This is a genomic window from Chryseobacterium taeanense (genome assembly GCF_900099685.1).
Lineage (GTDB): Bacteria > Bacteroidota > Bacteroidia > Flavobacteriales > Weeksellaceae > Chryseobacterium > Chryseobacterium taeanense.
In genome coordinates this window covers 427,744-445,650 of record NZ_FNDW01000001.1, presented here as the reverse complement: position 1 = coordinate 445,650, position 17,907 = coordinate 427,744, and the positions used below count along the sequence as shown (strand labels likewise).

General features: G+C 35.5%; 20 protein-coding genes. 15 read left to right on the top strand and 5 right to left on the bottom strand.

All coding sequences use genetic code 11. From position 1 onward, the window contains the following. The first annotated feature begins 56 nt into the window (after positions 1–56). Together BLR30_RS02050 and BLR30_RS02045 are read left to right on the top strand one after the other, a co-directional pair. A complete protein-coding gene (locus tag BLR30_RS02050; protein WP_089853955.1) occupies positions 57–518 on the top strand; it encodes a heme-binding domain-containing protein in 462 nt (153 codons plus the stop codon). Between the two features lie 11 nt (positions 519–529). After that, positions 530–943, top strand: coding sequence for a thiol-disulfide oxidoreductase DCC family protein (locus BLR30_RS02045; RefSeq protein WP_089853952.1), 414 nt, complete (start codon positions 530–532; stop codon positions 941–943). A gap of 66 nt (positions 944–1,009) precedes the next feature. On the opposite strand, the gene BLR30_RS02040 is transcribed toward BLR30_RS02045, so the two are convergent. Then, positions 1,010–2,440, bottom strand: coding sequence for an alpha-amylase (locus BLR30_RS02040; RefSeq protein ID WP_089854612.1), 1,431 nt, complete (start codon positions 2,438–2,440; stop codon positions 1,010–1,012). 188 nt (positions 2,441–2,628) lie between these two features. Between BLR30_RS02040 and BLR30_RS02035 the strand changes: the two genes are divergently transcribed. Next, complete coding sequence (locus tag BLR30_RS02035; RefSeq protein WP_089853949.1) at positions 2,629–3,294, top strand: DUF4290 domain-containing protein; 666 nt, start codon at positions 2,629–2,631, stop codon at positions 3,292–3,294. 2 nt (positions 3,295–3,296) lie between these two features. Beyond that, the gene (gene murA, locus BLR30_RS02030; RefSeq protein WP_089853946.1) at positions 3,297–4,604 is read left to right on the top strand and encodes a UDP-N-acetylglucosamine 1-carboxyvinyltransferase; all 1,308 of its coding nucleotides are present in this window, start codon (positions 3,297–3,299) and stop codon (positions 4,602–4,604) included. 84 nt (positions 4,605–4,688) lie between these two features. On the opposite strand, the gene BLR30_RS02025 is transcribed toward murA, so the two are convergent. The 3 genes from BLR30_RS02025 to BLR30_RS02015 all read right to left on the bottom strand — a co-directional run bounded on the left by BLR30_RS02025 (position 4,689) and on the right by BLR30_RS02015 (position 6,288). Then, entirely contained in the window at positions 4,689–5,000 is a 312-nt protein-coding gene (locus BLR30_RS02025) for an NIL domain-containing protein (protein WP_089853944.1), read from the bottom strand. Positions 5,001–5,198: 198 nt separating this feature from the next. Next, on the bottom strand, positions 5,199–5,855 hold the full coding sequence (locus BLR30_RS02020; protein WP_089853941.1) for a YiiX/YebB-like N1pC/P60 family cysteine hydrolase: 657 nt from the start codon (positions 5,853–5,855) through the stop codon (positions 5,199–5,201). After that, complete coding sequence (locus BLR30_RS02015) at positions 5,833–6,288, bottom strand: DUF1801 domain-containing protein (protein WP_089853939.1); 456 nt, start codon at positions 6,286–6,288, stop codon at positions 5,833–5,835. The genes BLR30_RS02020 and BLR30_RS02015 overlap by 23 nt, the downstream gene beginning before the upstream one ends. A 300-nt stretch (positions 6,289–6,588) precedes the next feature. On the opposite strand from BLR30_RS02015, the gene BLR30_RS02010 reads away from it, so the two are divergent. The 11 genes from BLR30_RS02010 to BLR30_RS01960 all read left to right on the top strand — a co-directional run bounded on the left by BLR30_RS02010 (position 6,589) and on the right by BLR30_RS01960 (position 16,064). Further along, the gene (locus tag BLR30_RS02010; RefSeq protein ID WP_089853935.1) at positions 6,589–8,148 is read left to right on the top strand and encodes a T9SS type A sorting domain-containing protein; all 1,560 of its coding nucleotides are present in this window, start codon (positions 6,589–6,591) and stop codon (positions 8,146–8,148) included. A gap of 240 nt (positions 8,149–8,388) precedes the next feature. Beyond that, complete coding sequence (locus tag BLR30_RS02005) at positions 8,389–9,594, top strand: pyridoxal phosphate-dependent aminotransferase (protein WP_089853931.1); 1,206 nt, start codon at positions 8,389–8,391, stop codon at positions 9,592–9,594. Between the two features lie 109 nt (positions 9,595–9,703). Beyond that, the gene (murB, locus tag BLR30_RS02000; protein ID WP_089853929.1) at positions 9,704–10,723 is read left to right on the top strand and encodes a UDP-N-acetylmuramate dehydrogenase; all 1,020 of its coding nucleotides are present in this window, start codon (positions 9,704–9,706) and stop codon (positions 10,721–10,723) included. Positions 10,724–10,734: 11 nt separating this feature from the next. After that, the gene (locus tag BLR30_RS01995) at positions 10,735–11,301 is read left to right on the top strand and encodes a hypothetical protein (protein WP_089853926.1); all 567 of its coding nucleotides are present in this window, start codon (positions 10,735–10,737) and stop codon (positions 11,299–11,301) included. Positions 11,302–11,320: 19 nt separating this feature from the next. Continuing rightward, on the top strand, positions 11,321–12,124 hold the full coding sequence (gene proC / locus BLR30_RS01990) for a pyrroline-5-carboxylate reductase (RefSeq protein WP_089853922.1): 804 nt from the start codon (positions 11,321–11,323) through the stop codon (positions 12,122–12,124). A 104-nt stretch (positions 12,125–12,228) separates the two neighbouring features. After that, positions 12,229–13,863 carry an apolipoprotein N-acyltransferase gene (gene lnt / locus BLR30_RS01985; protein ID WP_089853918.1) on the top strand — a complete coding sequence of 545 codons (1,635 nt, stop codon included), beginning with the start codon at positions 12,229–12,231 and terminating at the stop codon, positions 13,861–13,863. Positions 13,864–14,017: 154 nt separating this feature from the next. Next, on the top strand, positions 14,018–14,257 hold the full coding sequence (gene rpmB, locus BLR30_RS01980; RefSeq protein ID WP_029294538.1) for a 50S ribosomal protein L28: 240 nt from the start codon (positions 14,018–14,020) through the stop codon (positions 14,255–14,257). A gap of 7 nt (positions 14,258–14,264) precedes the next feature. Further along, positions 14,265–14,447 (top strand): 50S ribosomal protein L33, encoded by a 183-nt coding sequence (gene rpmG, locus BLR30_RS01975; protein WP_027379950.1) that lies wholly within the window; start codon positions 14,265–14,267, stop codon positions 14,445–14,447. Between the two features lie 20 nt (positions 14,448–14,467). After that, positions 14,468–14,620: a DUF4295 domain-containing protein gene (locus BLR30_RS01970; protein WP_089853914.1), complete on the top strand. Its 153-nt coding sequence runs from the start codon at positions 14,468–14,470 to the stop codon at positions 14,618–14,620. Positions 14,621–14,801: 181 nt separating this feature from the next. Then, entirely contained in the window at positions 14,802–15,755 is a 954-nt protein-coding gene (ftsY, locus tag BLR30_RS01965) for a signal recognition particle-docking protein FtsY (protein WP_089853911.1), read from the top strand. A gap of 48 nt (positions 15,756–15,803) precedes the next feature. Continuing rightward, the gene (locus BLR30_RS01960) at positions 15,804–16,064 is read left to right on the top strand and encodes a GlsB/YeaQ/YmgE family stress response membrane protein (RefSeq protein ID WP_089853908.1); all 261 of its coding nucleotides are present in this window, start codon (positions 15,804–15,806) and stop codon (positions 16,062–16,064) included. A gap of 72 nt (positions 16,065–16,136) precedes the next feature. Here BLR30_RS01960 and sppA read toward each other — a convergent pair whose 3' ends face one another. Then, entirely contained in the window at positions 16,137–17,894 is a 1,758-nt protein-coding gene (gene sppA, locus BLR30_RS01955; protein WP_089854609.1) for a signal peptide peptidase SppA, read from the bottom strand. Positions 17,895–17,907: the final 13 nt, after the last annotated feature.

The following is a 17,907-nucleotide window of genomic DNA, read 5'->3' as shown; positions in this document are numbered from 1 at the left end:
AATCATTCGCCTGGAAATTGTATTATTTTTATTATATTTATACAAACATTGAAAATATGAAAAAAGTACTGACAGTTATCCTTGTAGCTTTTATTATCATTCAGTTCTTCCCGATTGACAAAACAAATCCGGAGCCTACTCCTGGTATGGACTTTTTAAAAATAAAAAATACGCCTCCTGAGATTGCCGGAATCATAAAAAATTCATGCTACGACTGCCACTCAAGTGAAACAAAATATCCCTGGTATTCTAATGTTGCACCATTTTCCTGGATTATGAAAAACCACATTAATGAAGGAAGAAAGGAACTTAATTTTTCAACTTTTGCAGTATATCCACAAAAAAAGCAGATACATAAATTGGAAGAATGCGTAGAAATGGTCGAAAAGGGAGAAATGCCCCTTGAATCGTATTTCATAGGACATCAAAATGCAAAATTGAGTGATGACCAAAGAAAACTGATTATGGATTATTTCAAAAGAGAAAAGACAGAAACGGAAAGAAAAATGCTTTACTAATTCTCAACATCATGGAGGAAAACTGGCAAAATAAACACATTGTATTTTTCGACGGCGATTGCGGCGTGTGCAATTTCTGGGTACAGTGGATCCTTGAAAGAGACAAGAAAGATCGGTTTATGTTTGCGTCACTGCAATCCGAGTTTGGGCAAAAATTCCTTTCTGATAGAGGTTTAAATACGAAAATCTTCAATACGATATATCTCTGGAGCCCGGACAGGTATTATCTTGAAAAATCTAAAGCAATCTTAAAGATTACCAACCTGCTGGGTGGCATTTATAAACTATCGGCTTTAGGTAAAATTATTCCGCCTTTTTTAAACGATAAAATCTACGACATCGTTTCAAAAAACAGGATGAAACTTGCCAACCAAAAGTGCTATTTGCCGACTCCTCATCAGAGAGCAAAATTCATTCAGGTTTAACGTTATTTAAATTAAAAAAAGACTACCTCTAATGGAAGCAGTCTTTAATGTGATATGTAATTAATTTTATTGATTTAATGACCAAACAGAATAAGAATTTGGCGCACATTGAATTTTCACCCATTTATCCGATTGTGTAGTTGGATACCAGCTCGAACTTCCTGTAAAATCTTTAATCAGCTGACTTGTCCAATTGGTCTGAATCCATCGCTCCTGCCAGCTGGAAGAATTGTTGATGTAAACAACCAAACCCGGATTTCCGTTGTAGCCGTTTCTTCGTGCAATATATTCATCATTGTCGGTATAAAGAATAGAAGTAGTTCCTGTTGCTTTATTATTATGAATCCAGATGAGATTATTTAATCTTTCTTTGTTCAGCCATTCTTCGTAATCCCTGTAAAAGATTGTTGGATATCCTTCGTGGGTTAAAATATAAGCATAAGCCAACATCTTATTGTAAATAATATCTGTATCGTGATTGGCTACAAAAGTTACGGCTTTAAAAGGATTTCTTTTCCACATCATATCATCATTCAGAACATTAAGATTTCCATTATCAAACGCTTCATCCATTTTGTAATAAGCAGCAAAATCAAAAACAGAACTGTTGGCATTGTTTGCCCACCATTCGAGTGTATTAACATTTGAATCCCAAAGCTCACCAACGGAAAACCCGCCTACATTGGCATTCCAGGTATTGACAACCCAGGGTCCAAAACCTTTAACATAATCAAATCTCCATCCATCGAATTTCATGACGTTTTTATAATATTTTGCAACAGAATCGTCTCTTCCCCAAAGCCAGTCCTGCACGTACGGATTAGCATGACACAAATCGGGAAAACCTCCGAAAGCACCTTCATCATTATTTCCGTAAGCATTTTTATAAAAATCATTATAACTCCTCGGAAACTTTCCTGAGGCAACTCCTGAAAAATCCGTCCAGGTATTGGAACCAACATAAGGATTGTATTCCGACTGGCCACCACTGTTGTGGTTAATGACAATATCTGCATACACCTGCATATTTTCAGTGTGGGCTTTTGTAATCAGTGCTTCAAGTTCAACCCTTGAACCGAACCGGGTTTCAGTACTTCCATTTTGATTGTAATTTCCGAAATCATAGTAATCCGTAGGATCGTAGCCCATTGAATAAGCTCCGTTCTGCGCTTTTGAAGCAGGAGGAAGCCAAACGGCACCAATTCCGGCATCTGACCAATCGGTTAATTTTCCTTTTACCGTATTCCACCAATTGCCTCCGTCGGGAACATCCCAATAAAATCCCTGCATAAGAACACTTCCGCCCGGGCCTGCTACAAATTTCGCATAAGGAGAAGTTCCCGTGCTGAAAGAACGTCCGTCGTGATTGGTCACATTCACGATTTTATTATGAACCTCTGATTGTTTCTGGGTTTCATTTATCATTTCGTCATTATTCTGACATGAGCTTATAAAGCCTAAAGCCAGTAACGAAAGTAAAAAGTGTGTTTTTTTCATATGTAAAATTTTAATTATTAAAGCATTACCTAAATTACACATTTATCAAAATAAATTCTAATCGGAGTGAAATAAATTTAATTTGTTGCAAAATAATTATCAATTATTATTTGTAACATTCATTAAAAAATCATAAACTTTAAAGATTTTCAGCGCAAATTTTCCATTAATCCATATATTTGCATACTATGGAATACAATACCCAAAAAACCCAGCTTCACCTGCCGGAATATGGCAGAATTATCCAACAGTTGGTTGAACGTTGCAAAGAGCTTTCTACAAAAGAAGAAAGAAGCGAAATGGCGATGGCAATCATTGATTTTATGGGTCAGAGAAACCCGCAACTCCGCGACGAAGAAAATTACAAGCATAAACTTTGGGACCATTTATTCATTCTTGCCAATTATGATCTGGATGTAGATTCACCATACCCTTTCCCTACCAGAGAAGAGCTGGCAGAGAAACCAAAAAGAATGGAATACCCAAAACTTCAGGGAGATTTTAAATTTTACGGGAAAAGTATTCTTCAATTAATAGAAAAAGCAATCGAGCTTGAACAGGGAGACGAAAAAGAAGCCCTTATCGAGGTAATTGCCAACAATATGAAGAAATCTTACAACGTATATAATAAAGAACACGTAACTGATGACGTTATTTTCCGTCACCTGAAAGAGCTTTCGGAAAATAGGCTTGACCTTACAGGAATAGAAACGCTGGAAAAAAGCAAAATCTATTATACGAGCAATAACAACAACCGAAACAACAATAATAACAGAAACCAATCTAACAACCGAAACCAGTCTAACAATAAAAGAAGACACAATAACAACAACAATCATAAAAACAGGAAGTAGACATGAGTGGAACATTTCAGATAAGAGGAGGAAAGAGACTGCAAGGTGAAATCACTCCACAAGGAGCAAAAAATGAAGCTCTACAGATTCTTTGTGCCGTTTTATTAACTGATGAGGAAGTTAGGATTAAAAATATTCCTGATATCCATGACGTTAATCGATTAATTGAAATTTTGGGAGACTTCGGTGTGAAAATTACCAAAAACGGACATGGAGATTATACTTTCAAAGCAGATCAGGTTAATTTTGATTATATAAAGTCCAGCGAGTTCAAGAAAGACGGGGCAAAATTGAGAGGTTCAATCATGCTGATGGGTCCGATGCTGGCAAGATACGGAGAAGCTTATATGCCTACTCCAGGAGGAGACAAAATTGGAAGAAGGAGACTAGATACTCATTTTCAGGGACTTGTAGAACTTGGCGCTGAATTTCATTATGATGAAGAAGAGTATTTTTATTCATTAAAAGCGAAAGAACTTAACGGAAAATTCATTCTTCTGGAAGAAGCTTCCGTAACGGGAACAGCCAATATTGTAATGGCAGCCGCTTTGGCAAAAGGAAAAACAAGAATTTATAATGCAGCTTGCGAACCTTATCTTCAGCAATTATGTAAAATGCTGAATAGAATGGGCGCTAATATTTCAGGAATTGGTTCTAATCTGGTAACTATTGAAGGGGTTGAATATCTTCACGGTACCGAGCACACCATGCTTCCCGATATGGTAGAAATTGGTTCATGGATCGGTCTTGCCGCCATGACGAAATCTGAAATTACCATTAAAAATGTAAACTGGAACCAGCTTGGCGTTATCCCGAATACCTTCAGAAAACTTGGAATACAACTTGAGCAGAGTAATGATGATATTTTCATTCCGGCTCAGGAAAATTATAAAATCCAGAAATTTATTGACGGATCTATTCTTACGATTTCCGATGCACCTTGGCCGGGATTCACGCCAGATTTACTTTCCATTATCCTGGTAGTGGCTACACAGGCAAAAGGAAGTCTTTTGGTTCATCAGAAAATGTTTGAATCCAGATTATTCTTTGTAGATAAATTGATTGATATGGGCGCTCAGATTATTCTTTGTGACCCGCACAGAGCGACAGTAATCGGATTAAATCAGGAATCTCCGCTCAGAGGAACCACGATGGTTTCTCCGGATATCAGAGCAGGAAATGCACTTCTTATCGCTGCACTTTCCGCAGAAGGAAAATCAATCATCCATAATATTGAGCAAATTGACAGGGGGTACGAAAATATCGACGGAAGACTGAGAGCAATCGGTGCTGATATTGAAAGAATTTAATACAGAAGATTTTATCTTAACAATAATAAAAGCGTTCAGTTTTCACTGAGCGCTTTTTTGTAATTAAAACTATATGAACCTATCTTATGAGTATTTTCTGCAGACATATTCTACCGTAGTACTCAGAAGTTTATTTTTATTCAGATACAATTCGAGCTTGTCGAAATCCTCTGAACTTACGTTAATATACAGCTGAACAGACCCGAAGCTTCTTCCGTTCACATATTCCACATTTGCAGATAACACCCTGTGACAGATCCCGAACTGATTATATATTGTATTCATCAGCTGCTCAAACTTCATTTTACCGTTGAGTTCGACTTCCAGGACCAGTTCTCTTTTAGGCAGATTCATTGTATTGCTAAAAACCTGCAGTTTCGGATTAGGTGTTATCATAACAAATTCTTTTGATTTAAAAACTAATGCTCATTATTCTTTTTGTATTAAAGCTTAGACAAAAATATAAAAAAATATTAGTCTACCAAATTAGTAGGATAATAATTTTTAAATTATTTTCCTTTAATGGAAATAATTTACTCCAAAAAAAAGCGGACTCAATTAAGTACGCTTATCCATTCATCTATATACAGAATATTATTTTAGCACCTGAATTCTTTCAAGTTTTTCAGAAGCAGCAAGTCCGTTAGGATTACAACCCGGCTCGCCTTCGGGAACTTTCAGATTTCTTTTTTGATAAAAATCTTGCCAGAAAGTATTCGTTGTTCCGGTTTTAGGATCTATGAAAGTCATTGGCTCAAGGTTGAAAATATGATCTTCTCTGAATGCTCTTTCAATAAAATCTGAGCAGTAATATGAATTTTCATTTAAAATATAATCGAAATTATAAGTTTTTCCTAACATTGAATTTGCCCTTTCAATGGCTAAAGGTATAGCATTCCGGTATTGAGGTTTTAAACGATAAACAATAACCGATTGTCCATCATCGGTCTGATCATTCATAAAATCTTTAAAATTCTGCTTCTGGGAACCACCTTTGGGAGCCGCATGCAGAACATAGAACTTTCCATTTTCTTTTTGCAGGATTCCGATATGGTCGAAAGAAGCATTTTTCTGTTTCTGGGTAACATTATTTATCGCTCCCGAAAGTCCGGAATCTTTAGCGGTAACAAAAAGCAAATCACCGTTTTTCAAATCCGAAACGACTGAATTTCTACAGCTTGCAATACTATTTAAAATAAATAGAGCTGCAAAAATTGAAAATATAATTTTACTTCTTAAAATTTGCTTCATAACAATTGATCCAATCCTGAACCGTCATTTTTTTACATAATTCAGCCAATAATTCAAAAGGAATATCATCCATTTTCTTAAAACGTACACACGATTTTCCCATATCGAGTTTTCTTTTAGAATATTTTGGAAATTCCTCCACAAACCAATCCAACAATTCAGGTTTTGCATATATTCCCATATGGTAAAATGCAATGAAATTTTTCTGTGAAGCAATACTTATAAAAGGCAAAGGTGTTCCCGGCGTACAATGATATCCTGCCGGATAGGTTTCAAGCGGAACTCCCCAACCGATCATTCCGTAACTACTGTTTTGTGAAAAGCCTTCCGGTAAATTATTATTAATCGTATCAAAAAGTTTTCTGAAAACCCCTTGTCTTTCTTCAGGAATTTTAGAAATATAGTCTTCTATGGAAATTGATTCTATTTGCATTTTTAAGTTTTAATAATTTTTCAAAATAACGAAAAATTAACGAAAGCGATGCCATCCAATAAAACAGCTCCGCATCTCACAACAATTCATAATTATATCAATTGAATGACTACTTAAACCTAAAGTTTATGACAGAATTAATTTAATCGAATTCTATTGATTCCTAAAATGCCCTTATAATTAACGCTTTGAAGACATATCGCAAAAAACGAACGATTAATAAGAACAAACAATAAATTCTCATATTGAAGCTTCTGCTTTGTTCTTTTTGTTATATTTGCCAACTAAAAATTAATAAAAATGATTAAAAAAATTACCTTTTTAAGCATTCTATTGGTATTTTATGGATACTTTCAAAGTCAAACTCCGGGAACTCTAGATTCTAGTTTTGGTATTGGGGGAAAAATGACCTCTAATTATTTTACTTCACAAAAAATTTATGATACCGCAACACAAACCGACGGAAAAATAGTCGCAGTAGGTGCATGCAGTACAGGTTCCAACAATAATAAGTTTTATGCGATAAGATTTAATTCTAATGGAGGGATAGATACCAGCTTTGGGTCAAATGGATTCTTCAGTTTAGACATGAGCGGCTTAGGTTATAATAATTATGCAGCAACTGTTGAGTTGCAGCCGGACGGAAAAATTATATTAGGAGGCGACGTTGCACAGAATAATATCGGAGACAATTACCATTTTGGAATACTTAGACTAAACGTAAACGGAACCGTAGATACTACCTTTGGAAACCAGGGAAAAAGTATTTTTTCAATGAGTTCTTATAGCTCTGTTTCGAATGAAGTAAGAGACATAGCCTTACAAGCAGACGGAAAAATCATTGTCGCAGGAACATATTACAGTAGTCCATCAAAGGATTTTGCAGTTGCAAGACTTAATATCGATGGATCATTGGATTCCGATTTCAGCAATGATGGAAAGGTTTTAATAGACTTTACATACAATTCTACAATTAATGATGATGAAGCATACAGAATAAAAATTTTAAATGACTCAAGAATCCTTATTGGTGGCGACACATATAGTGGTAGTACATTTAGTGATAATGGCGCATGGTGTATGTTACAGTCAGATGGTTCACTGGATTCTACTTTCGGAACAGGAGGAAAAAAGACATTCACAACAGACAGTAATTTTTATTTTGGAACCTGCTATTTCCTTCCTGACAACTCAATTCTCATAGGAGGTCAATATTCTGGAAATAATGGTGACGCAGCACTTTATAAAGTTTCTTTAAACGGGACATTGGATACAACATTCGGGAATAACGGCAAAGTAATCGTAGATCTTGACAATTCTAGCTCAGATTATGACATTTCAGATTTGGACATTGATAGTACAGGAAAAATTTATGCAGTAGGCAGGACTGATACCGGAGGTACTTCTTACTTTTATCTCATCAACTTCAACGCCAACGGTACTTTGAACACAAGCTTTAGTTATGATGGAAAAGTTTTGGTAAATTTTGGTGCATCTTATAATTATGGCAATTCTGTATCTATACAACCAGATGGAAAAGTACTACTTGCAGGTTATCACAATTCCCCTGATACAGCATCATTAGCGAGATTTAACAACCAATCTAATCTAAATACAACAGAAATATCGGAACAAAAATCATTCGCTATATATCCAAATCCAACAACCGATTTTTTTGTAATTTCTAAATCTGAAATAGTTGATAAAAATCAAAAAGTTGAAATACTGGATGAAGCCGGTAGAATTATAAAAACGGTATTTATTACTGCTGACAACTTGAAAATACAAGTATCAGATTTAAACTCAGGAATTTATTATGTGCGCTTAAATAAGGATACAAAAAAATTGATTATAAAATAGTTGCTACCAAATCTTTATAAAATATAGCGTTCTTAGCAGAGCGCTATATTTTTTGCATATACTGTTTATAATACAGAAACGAACTACCATTAATTAAGCAATAATAAGAGACTTTATTAAAGGCAGAATGATTTATCCAAAGAAGCCGTTAACGTAAAGCCATATAAAACTCTTTCTTCATCGCTTTATTGTATTATTGACAAATTAAATCTTATTTTTGCCATACAAATTTTTTGAACAATGCCGAATATTTCAAACAGAGCACTGCACATGCCGCCTTCGCCGGTAAGAAAACTGGTTCCTTTTGCCCTTAAAGCGAAACAGAAAGGAATAAAAGTCTATCATTTGAACATCGGGCAACCCGATATCGAAACACCGGAAACGGCACTGAATGCTTTAAAAAATATCGATCTGAAAGTATTGGAATATGCTCTTTCTGAAGGTAATCTGGACTACAGAAAAGCATTAACAGAATATTATCATTCGTTAGGTTTTAACGACCTTACAACAGATAATTTCATCGTTACCAACGGAGGTTCCGAAGCTCTTAATTTCGCTATTTCCACATTGTGCGATGACGGCGATGAAGTAATCATTCCGGAACCATATTATGCAAATTATAACGGTTTTACAAGTACTTTTAACGTAAATGTGGTAGCGGTTCCTTCAACCATAGACACAGGTTTTGCGCTTCCTCCGATTGAAGAATTTGAGAAAAAAATTACCGAAAAAACAAGAGCCATCGTCATCTGTAATCCGGGAAATCCTACAGGATATCTCTACACCCGTGAAGAACTTCAGAAATTGGCAGAAATTGCTTTAAAATATGACATCGTTGTTATTTCAGACGAGGTTTACAGAGAATATGTGTACGATGGAAAACAGCAAATTTCGATGCTGGCTTTCCCTGAACTGGCTGAAAATTGCATCATTATAGATTCAGAATCAAAACGTTACTCAATGTGCGGCGTAAGAATCGGATGTATGATTACACGTTCCAAAAAAATTCATGATGCAGCTATGCTTTTTGCACAGGCGAGGCTAAGCCCGGTGCTTTTAGGACAAATTGCAGCTACTGCTGCACACCAGGACGATCAAGCTTATATCAGATCTGTAAGAGAAGAATACACGCATAGAAGAAACATTTTAGTTGATCTTTTGAATGCTATTCCCGGAGTGATATGCCCAAAACCAAAAGGTGCTTTCTACTGTGTTGCTGAACTTCCTGTAGACGATACCGAGAAATTCGCACAATGGCTCCTTGAAAAATATTCTAACCAGAATGAGACGATTATGGTGGCACCTGCCGGCGGTTTCTACAGCAATCCTGAGCTTGGAAAAAAACAGGTAAGAATTGCATACGTTTTAAAAGAAGAAGATCTGAAAAGAAGTGCAGCAATTTTAAAAGATGCACTTGAGCAATATAAGTTAGAATTCAGTCTTTAGTCTGAAAACAGAATTATTTATCAGCAATAAATTTGGGGATAGAAATTTCTTACCTATTTTTATTGCTGATATTTTATTTTAAATTAGGCGAAATGAATTTGTTTAAATAATACGAATGCAGGAAAATTTTTCATTAAAACCATATAATACATTTGGTGTTGACGCAAAAGCCAGATACTTTGCGGAAGTTCATTCTACAGAAGAATTAATAGAAGCGCTGAACTATTCAAAAACGAGCACTTTACCCTTGCTTTTTTTAGGCGGAGGAAGCAATATGTTACTGACAAAAGATTTCGACGGACTAGCCATTCAGCTTAATCTCAAAGGAATTCACGAAGAATTTGTCAGTGACAATGAAGTATTGGTTACAGCAAAGGCTGGAGAAAACTGGCATGAGTTTGTGATGTTTTGCCTGAATAAAAATTATGGCGGACTGGAAAATCTTTCTCTAATCCCCGGAAATGTAGGAACCTCACCCATGCAGAATATCGGGGCTTACGGAACGGAAATTAAAGATACTTTTGTAAGCTGTACCGTCCTCAATCTTGAGAACCTTCAACTGGAAACTTTCAATCTTGAACAATGCAGATTCGGATATCGAGATTCTGTTTTTAAGCAGGAAGGAAAAGGGAAATATGTGATTCTTGAGGTTACTTTTAAATTAACCAGAAAAGACCACAAAATAAAAACAGAATATGGCGCTATAACCTCTGAACTGGAAAATTTAGGCATTAAAAATCCTACTATTCAGGATATTTCCAAAGCTGTTATCAATATCAGAAAAAGTAAATTACCGGATCCGAAAGAAATCGGAAACGCGGGAAGCTTTTTTAAAAATCCTACCATTCTTTTGACCCAGTTCGAAGAACTACAGCAAAAATTTGAAAATATTCCTGGATACACCAATGGAGATTTCGTAAAAGTTCCGGCCGGTTGGCTGATTGAACAATGCGGCTGGAAAGGAAAACAAATCGAAAATGTGGCTTCTCATAAATTACAGGCGCTAGTAATTATCAACGCCACAGGAAAAGCTACAGGACAGGAAATTTATGATTTTTCAACAAAAATTATAGATTCGGTAAAGGAGAAATTCGGTATTGAACTTGAACGAGAAGTAAATATTATTTAATATAAGTTATCATGTCACAAGATTTAACAAATAAGGAATTTCAAAAACTTGTTAAAAAACATCTTGAAAAAAGTCATTATGTAAAAGTTTACTTTTTCGAGGATAGTCCAGAAGAATTAACGTCAGGTTTTATTCTTAAATTTTCTAATGATTTCTTAATGCTTCATGAATCCCATAACTTTACTTTAGACGGGATTAAACTGATACCTTTAAATAGAATATCAGGATTCCGGCACAGTAAATTAGAAAAAACATCTGAGAAAATATTTTTGGAAGAAGGACTTACTACATTCAATCAAAAAATTATAAATAACACTTCTTTAAAAAATTTCGAGTCTTTATTTAAATCAATAAAAAAGCAAGATTTTCACTGCATTGTTGAAGGTAGGAAAAAAGATAAATATACCTTTTCAATTGGTGACATTTTAGAAGTTAACGAAAAAACAGTAGTCATCAAAAATTATGATGCGACCGGTAAATTCGATAAAAAGCCCAGCAAAATATTTTTTAAAAATATACACTTTATTACTTTTAATGATAAATATTCACGAACATTCCGAAAGTATTTAAAAGATTAATATAAAAAACAACACAAACATGAAAATCGCTATTCTCGGAGCCGGAAATATGGGTCTGTCTTTTTCTAAATCATTTTTAAAGTACGAGCTGATAAAACCTGAAAATTTGCATCTGATAACAAGAAACAAAACTAAAATTTCAAAAATATCAGAAGAATTTCCTAAGTCAAAAATCTCAACTTTTAATGAAGTAAAAGAATTGGATTCAGATTTAATTATTATTGCCGTAAAACCTCAGGATTTCCAAAATGTTGCCGAAAACTTCCGGTTTCAGTTACATGAAAACCAGATGGTTTTATCAATCATGGCAGGAGTTAAAATTGAGAAAATTCAGAAATTATTAAATCACCCATTAGTTGTAAGAGCGATGCCCAACTCTCCTACTCTTCTGGGAATGGGTATTACCGGCTATACTTCAGCAGATGGAATTTCTTTTGGTAAACTGATTAATATCGAAAGACTTTTAAATTCAACAGGAAGATCCGTTTATCTTGAAAACGAAGAATTATTAGATGCTGTGACAGCCCTTTCAGGAAGCGGACCGGCGTATTTTTATTATATCGTTGATGCCATGATTAAAGCTGGAGTTGAAATGGGCATCGACGAAAATTTATCAAAACTTTTTGTTCAACAAACCATGTTGGGAGCCTATCATCTGATTAATAATTCCGATAAAAGCCTGGAAGAGCTCATTCAGGATGTCGCATCAAAAGGCGGAACAACAGAAGCAGCACTCAAAACATTTAATGAAAACAACCTGAAAGAAATCCTGAAAAACGGAATTCTGGATGCTGAAAAACGCGCAAAGGAACTGAACGGATAATTCACGGTATTAATTCGTAAACAAGAATTTTATAAGATTTCTTTAACATCAATTGCATTTCTTTTCATTTCAAAAGCCTTAAATTTGTGTGTTAAATCAATTGAATGAAATACGTTTTACTTACGCTCATTTCAGCAATGCTGCTGTCGATATCGTGGCCTACTTATGGGGTTCCGTTTTTTATATTCTTTGCCCTTGTTCCTCTTTTGATGATGGAACATGGCGTTTCAAAATTTTCAGACTATAAGAGAAAAAGCTGGGTGGTTTTCGGCCTTTCCTACGTATGTTTTGTCATCTGGAACATTGTGACTACCGGCTGGCTGTACGGAGCTAAAAATCCGGATGGAAGCCACTCCTTACTAGCTGTTGTATTTCCTGTACTGGTTAATTCACTTCTTTATTCATTAGTATTCCAATGTTATCACTGGTACAAAAATGCGCAGGGAACGTATTGGGGATTAGCGTTTTTCATTGCCATCTGGATGAGCTTTGAAAAATTTCATCTGAATTGGGAATTTACTTGGCCTTGGCTGAATCTGGGAAATGTATTTTCAGATTACCCGAAACTGATTCAATGGTACGACACGCTGGGTGCTACCGGCGGAAGTTTCTGGATACTACTCATTAATGTTCTGATTTTTTATACCTTAAGAATCTGGCAGGCCGGAAGAAAAAGAAAAGATCTGATTAGAAACAGTTCACTTGTTGCTGCTTTGATTATCGTTCCGATGATTATTTCCATTATTAAATTTAATCATTTTAATGAAAAACCGATCGGAACTGTAAATGTTTTGATGCTTCAGCCTGACCTTGACCCTTATGCTGAAAAATATTCTAAAGATAGTCTTGTCATTGAAAGTGATCTCCTGGATCTGGCAGAAAAAAATTCAAAAGGCAAAATAGATTATTACATCGCCCCTGAAACAGCTCTTCCGGGAAGAGGTTCAATTTCCGAGAGATCATTTGAAAAAAGTCTGATTTTAAATAACCTTAAATCATTTTTAACAAACCATCCTGGTTCTGTATTCGCAACAGGAATTTCTTCGCATAAATTTTATACTTCCAAAGAAAATTTGCCGAAAGAAGCTTATCAATTAAATCCCGGACTTTGGGTCGAAAGCTTTAATTCCGCCGTCCAGGTAATCCCCAACCGAAATGTTGAGGTATATCATAAAGGAAAACTAGTTCCTGGCGTTGAAATATTTCCTTATATGAGCTATTTAAAGCCACTTTTAGGAGATGCCATGCTGAACCTTGGTGGAACAGTTGCTTCATTGGGAACAGACAAAGAAAGAGTCGCTTTCGGCAATCCTTTTAATAAAGGAAAAATGGCACCGATTATCTGTTATGAAAGTATTTATGGTGAATTTACAGGTGATTATGTAAAAAAGGGAGCCAACTTTTTAGGAATCATGACGAATGATTCATGGTGGGGAGTTTCAGAAGGTCACAAACAGCTTTTATCCTATGCAAGACTCAGAGCGATAGAAACGAGAAGAGAAATTGCACGGGCAGCCAACAGTGGAATTTCTGCTCATATTGATGCAAAAGGAGAAATCATTGAAGATACTTTTTACGGTGACAAAACAGCCTTATTTGCCAAAGTGAATCTCTATGATAAGATGACATTTTACACAAAAGCCGGAGATTTATTATCAAGATTTTCAATTTTCGCCCTTGGATTTCTTTTATTTTATTTTTTAATTAAAAGGTTTCAGGCGAGAACAAAGAAAAGCTAGAGTAAAAGGAAGTTACAGGATAAAAACAGAAAGTTATTTGAAGTTAATATCAATAAGTTATTTATAAATAATTTCCTAAAAGATTTGTCTATCTAAAAAATTCTTCGTTATTTTGCACTCTCAAATATTATAGTACAAATAAGAACATCGAGATATGTCAAGAATTTGCCAAATAACAGGAAAGCGTGCAATGGTTGGTAACAACGTTTCTCACGCTAATAACAAAACGAAGCGTCGTTTTGAAATTAACTTATTGGAGAAGAAGTTTTACCTTCCGGAGCAAGATAAGCACGTAACACTGAAAGTATCAGCTCATGGATTGAGAGTGATTAACAAGATTGGAATCGAGGAAGCTCTTGAAAGAGCAACCAGAAACGGATTGATTAAAAAGTAATTGAATCATGGCAAAAAAAGGAAACAGAGTTCAAGTAATCCTTGAATGTACAGAGCATAAAGAAAGCGGTATGCCAGGAATGTCTAGATACATTTCTACAAAGAATAAAAAGAACACAACTGAAAGATTGGAATTGAAAAAATACAATCCTGTTCTTAAGAAAGTAACCGTTCACAAAGAAATCAAGTAATTATTAAAATATAATTTACCATGGCAAAGAAAGTAGTAGCAACCCTACAAAGCGGTCAGTCTAAAAAGATGACTAAAGTGGTGAAAATGGTAAAGTCTTCTAAATCAGGAGCTTACGTTTTCGAAGAAAAAGTAATGAATGCAGACGAAGTAGAAGGTTATTTGAAAAAATAATCTACACTTTATTTACAATATAAAAAACTACTCAGCTTTTGGGTAGTTTTTTTGTTATCTTTGTTAATCTAGCTGGAAGCCAGAAAGCTGAAGGTCGGAAGTTGGTGCAAAATTGTAGAATTTTCAGACTTCCATTCTCCAGCTTCTATCTTTAATTAATAAAATTCCGTAATTCATAGAGATGAGTTGGTTTAAAAAAATTTTTAAAAAAGAAGAAAAAGAAACCTTAGATAAAGGATTGGAGAAATCCAGTCAGGGTTTCTTCGAAAAAATGACAAAAGCCGTTGTCGGTAAAAGCAAGGTAGATGATGAAGTTCTGGATGACCTTGAAGAAATACTCATTGCCTCTGATGTCGGTGCATCTACAACCATCAAAATCATAGAAAGAATTGAAGAACGCGTTGCTCGAGACAAATATGTAAATGTAAATGAATTAGATAAAATTCTTCGTGAAGAAATTTCAGGGCTTTTGCTAGAAAATCCTCATGCCGGAACAGGAAATATTGACGCTTCCAAAAAACCTTATGTTATTATGGTCGTAGGGGTAAATGGCGTAGGAAAAACCACAACTATTGGTAAGCTGGCTCATCAATTTACATCAGAAGGAAAAAAGGTTGTATTAGGAGCAGCAGATACGTTCAGGGCTGCTGCAGTAGATCAGCTTGTCATCTGGAGCCAGAGAGTTGGCGTTCCTATTGTAAAACAGGAAATGGGCTCAGATCCGGCTTCCGTAGCTTTTGATACGGTACAGAGCGCTGTTGCTCAGAATGCAGATGTTGTCATCATTGATACGGCAGGAAGGCTTCACAACAAGATTAATCTGATGAATGAGCTTTCAAAAATCAAAAGAGTGATGCAAAAGGTAATTCCGGATGCACCTCATGAAATTTTGCTGGTTCTTGACGGTTCAACAGGCCAGAATGCATTTGAACAGGCTAAACAGTTTACAGCAGCGACGGAGGTAAATGCATTAGCGGTAACTAAATTAGACGGTACGGCAAAAGGAGGAGTCGTAATTGGTATTTCAGACCAATTCCAGATTCCGGTAAAATATATTGGTGTTGGAGAAAAGATGCAGGATTTGCAGTTATTTAATGGTACAGAGTTTGTAGATTCATTTTTCAAGAAGAGATAAATCTTTTTGAATCGAATCATCAAATATTAACATTAAAAAAATGCAACTATGGGATTTTTAACATGGATTATTTTCGGACTATTGGCCGGAGCACTAGCTAAAGCGATCATGCCAGGAAAACAGGGAGGTGGAATGCTTATCACTATGATTCTGGGTATCATTGGCGCTTTTATCGGAGGAGCAATCGGAGTCTATGTACTTCATTGGGGAGACGTAGATTCATTCTGGAACTTCAGAAGCTGGATCTTAGCAATCGGAGGAGCTTTAATCGTTCTCTGGCTCTACGCAATGCTGACAAAGAAAAGCTAATTTTTAAGCCAATTAAAAAAATAAAGCGGCGGATTTGAAATTCAAATCCGCCGCTTCTTTGCACAATATGATTTAGTTAATTTTAATCTGGTAAGGCATTTCCATTTTCACTTCAGACTGTAGTTTTCTCTTTTCTACAATCTGCTGCATAATTTCATAATTAGATTTTCCGATCTTATTTTTAATTACTCTTTCGGAAATTTCATCCTGATTAAAGTCTTTAAATATCTGCTCGAAAGGGGTCATACTTTTTGGGTAAGAAGATACGGCATACGATTTCAATCCGGCTTTCTGTGCAGCAAATTTCACGGCATCGCTCAATGTTCCCAGCTCGTCTACAAGGCCTATCTGTTTTGCTCTCGTTCCACTCCACACTCTTCCACCACCTACACTGTCAATCTGTTCAAAGGTCTGCTTTCTGTTTTGGGTTACAAAATGAACGAATCTTTTGTAAGTCCCCTCCACACTTCTTGTAATCATGCTCACTCCGTACGGGGTTACACCGTTTAACGCAGAATAATACTGAGAATTGGCATTCGTAGAAACAATATCGGAACGGACACCGTTTTTATTCGCGAGATCCTTGAAGTAAGGAATAACTCCAAAAACCCCTATCGATCCTGTAAGTGTATTAGGCTCAGAATAGATTTTATCAGCTGCCATAGCAATATAATATCCTCCGGATGCGGCATAATCACCAAAAGAAACAATCAAAGGTTTTTTCTTTTTCAGTTGCTGAAGTTCAAAAAGAATCTCATCAGAAGCATTGGCACTTCCTCCCGGAGAATTAATCCTGAATACAACAGCTTTTACCTTATCATTATCTTGAAGATCTTTAATGTATTTGATATATTTTTCAGAGTGAATATCACTGTAATCATCTCCACCATAAATCGATCCTGAAGCATATAAAACAGCAACCTTATCTCCAGACTCATCATCATCAGAATATGAAGCAATATATTTTCCTAAAGAGATTTTATTTAATTTTTCGTTCTCTTTTACATTTAATTTTGATTTAATTAACTGATCGTATTCTGTTTTCTGGATCAGCTTGTCTGCAAGCTTATATTTTAACCCAAGATCAGGAATCATCCCGTATAAACTGTCTACTACAGTTCTGAATGCTGCGGTATCAATTTTTCTGGAAGCCGCCATTTTTGAAGATGTATTTCTCCAGATATCATTAAGAAGAGTGCTTAATTGCTCCTTATTTTCCGGGGAAATATCATTTCTTAAAAACGGTTCAACCGCAGATTTAAATTTTCCGTGACGGATCACTTCAATACCAATACCATATTTATCAGCGAAATCTTTGAAGAATGTAACTTCCGTAGCAAGGCCTTTCAGCTCAATCATCCCGGAAGGATTCAGATAATACTTATCCGCCACAGATCCTAAATAATAGGCTCCCTGAGAAACCGCATTCCCATAGGCATACACGAATTTACCGCTTTTCTTAAAATCGGCGATGGCATTTCTGAGGTCATCGATCTGTGTAACTCCTGCATTAATATAATCTGCTTCTATACTGATCCCTTTAATATTATCATCAGTTTTAGCCTTCGCTATAGCTTCGATAGCATCATAAATCAGAACATTTTTATTTTGATCGCTGATATCAAACAATCCTCTCTTTTCTTCTGTAGGACTGTCCATAATATTGGTTTTCAAATTAATAGTGAGAACGGAATTCTTTTTTACGACTACAGACTTCTCATTTCCCATCGCGCTAAAGACCAGCATGATGATGAAAAAGAAGAAAAACACGACACATAATATGACAATAGCCACTATATTTGCCAGTACATTTTTAAAAAAGCTTTTCATAAAATCAATCATT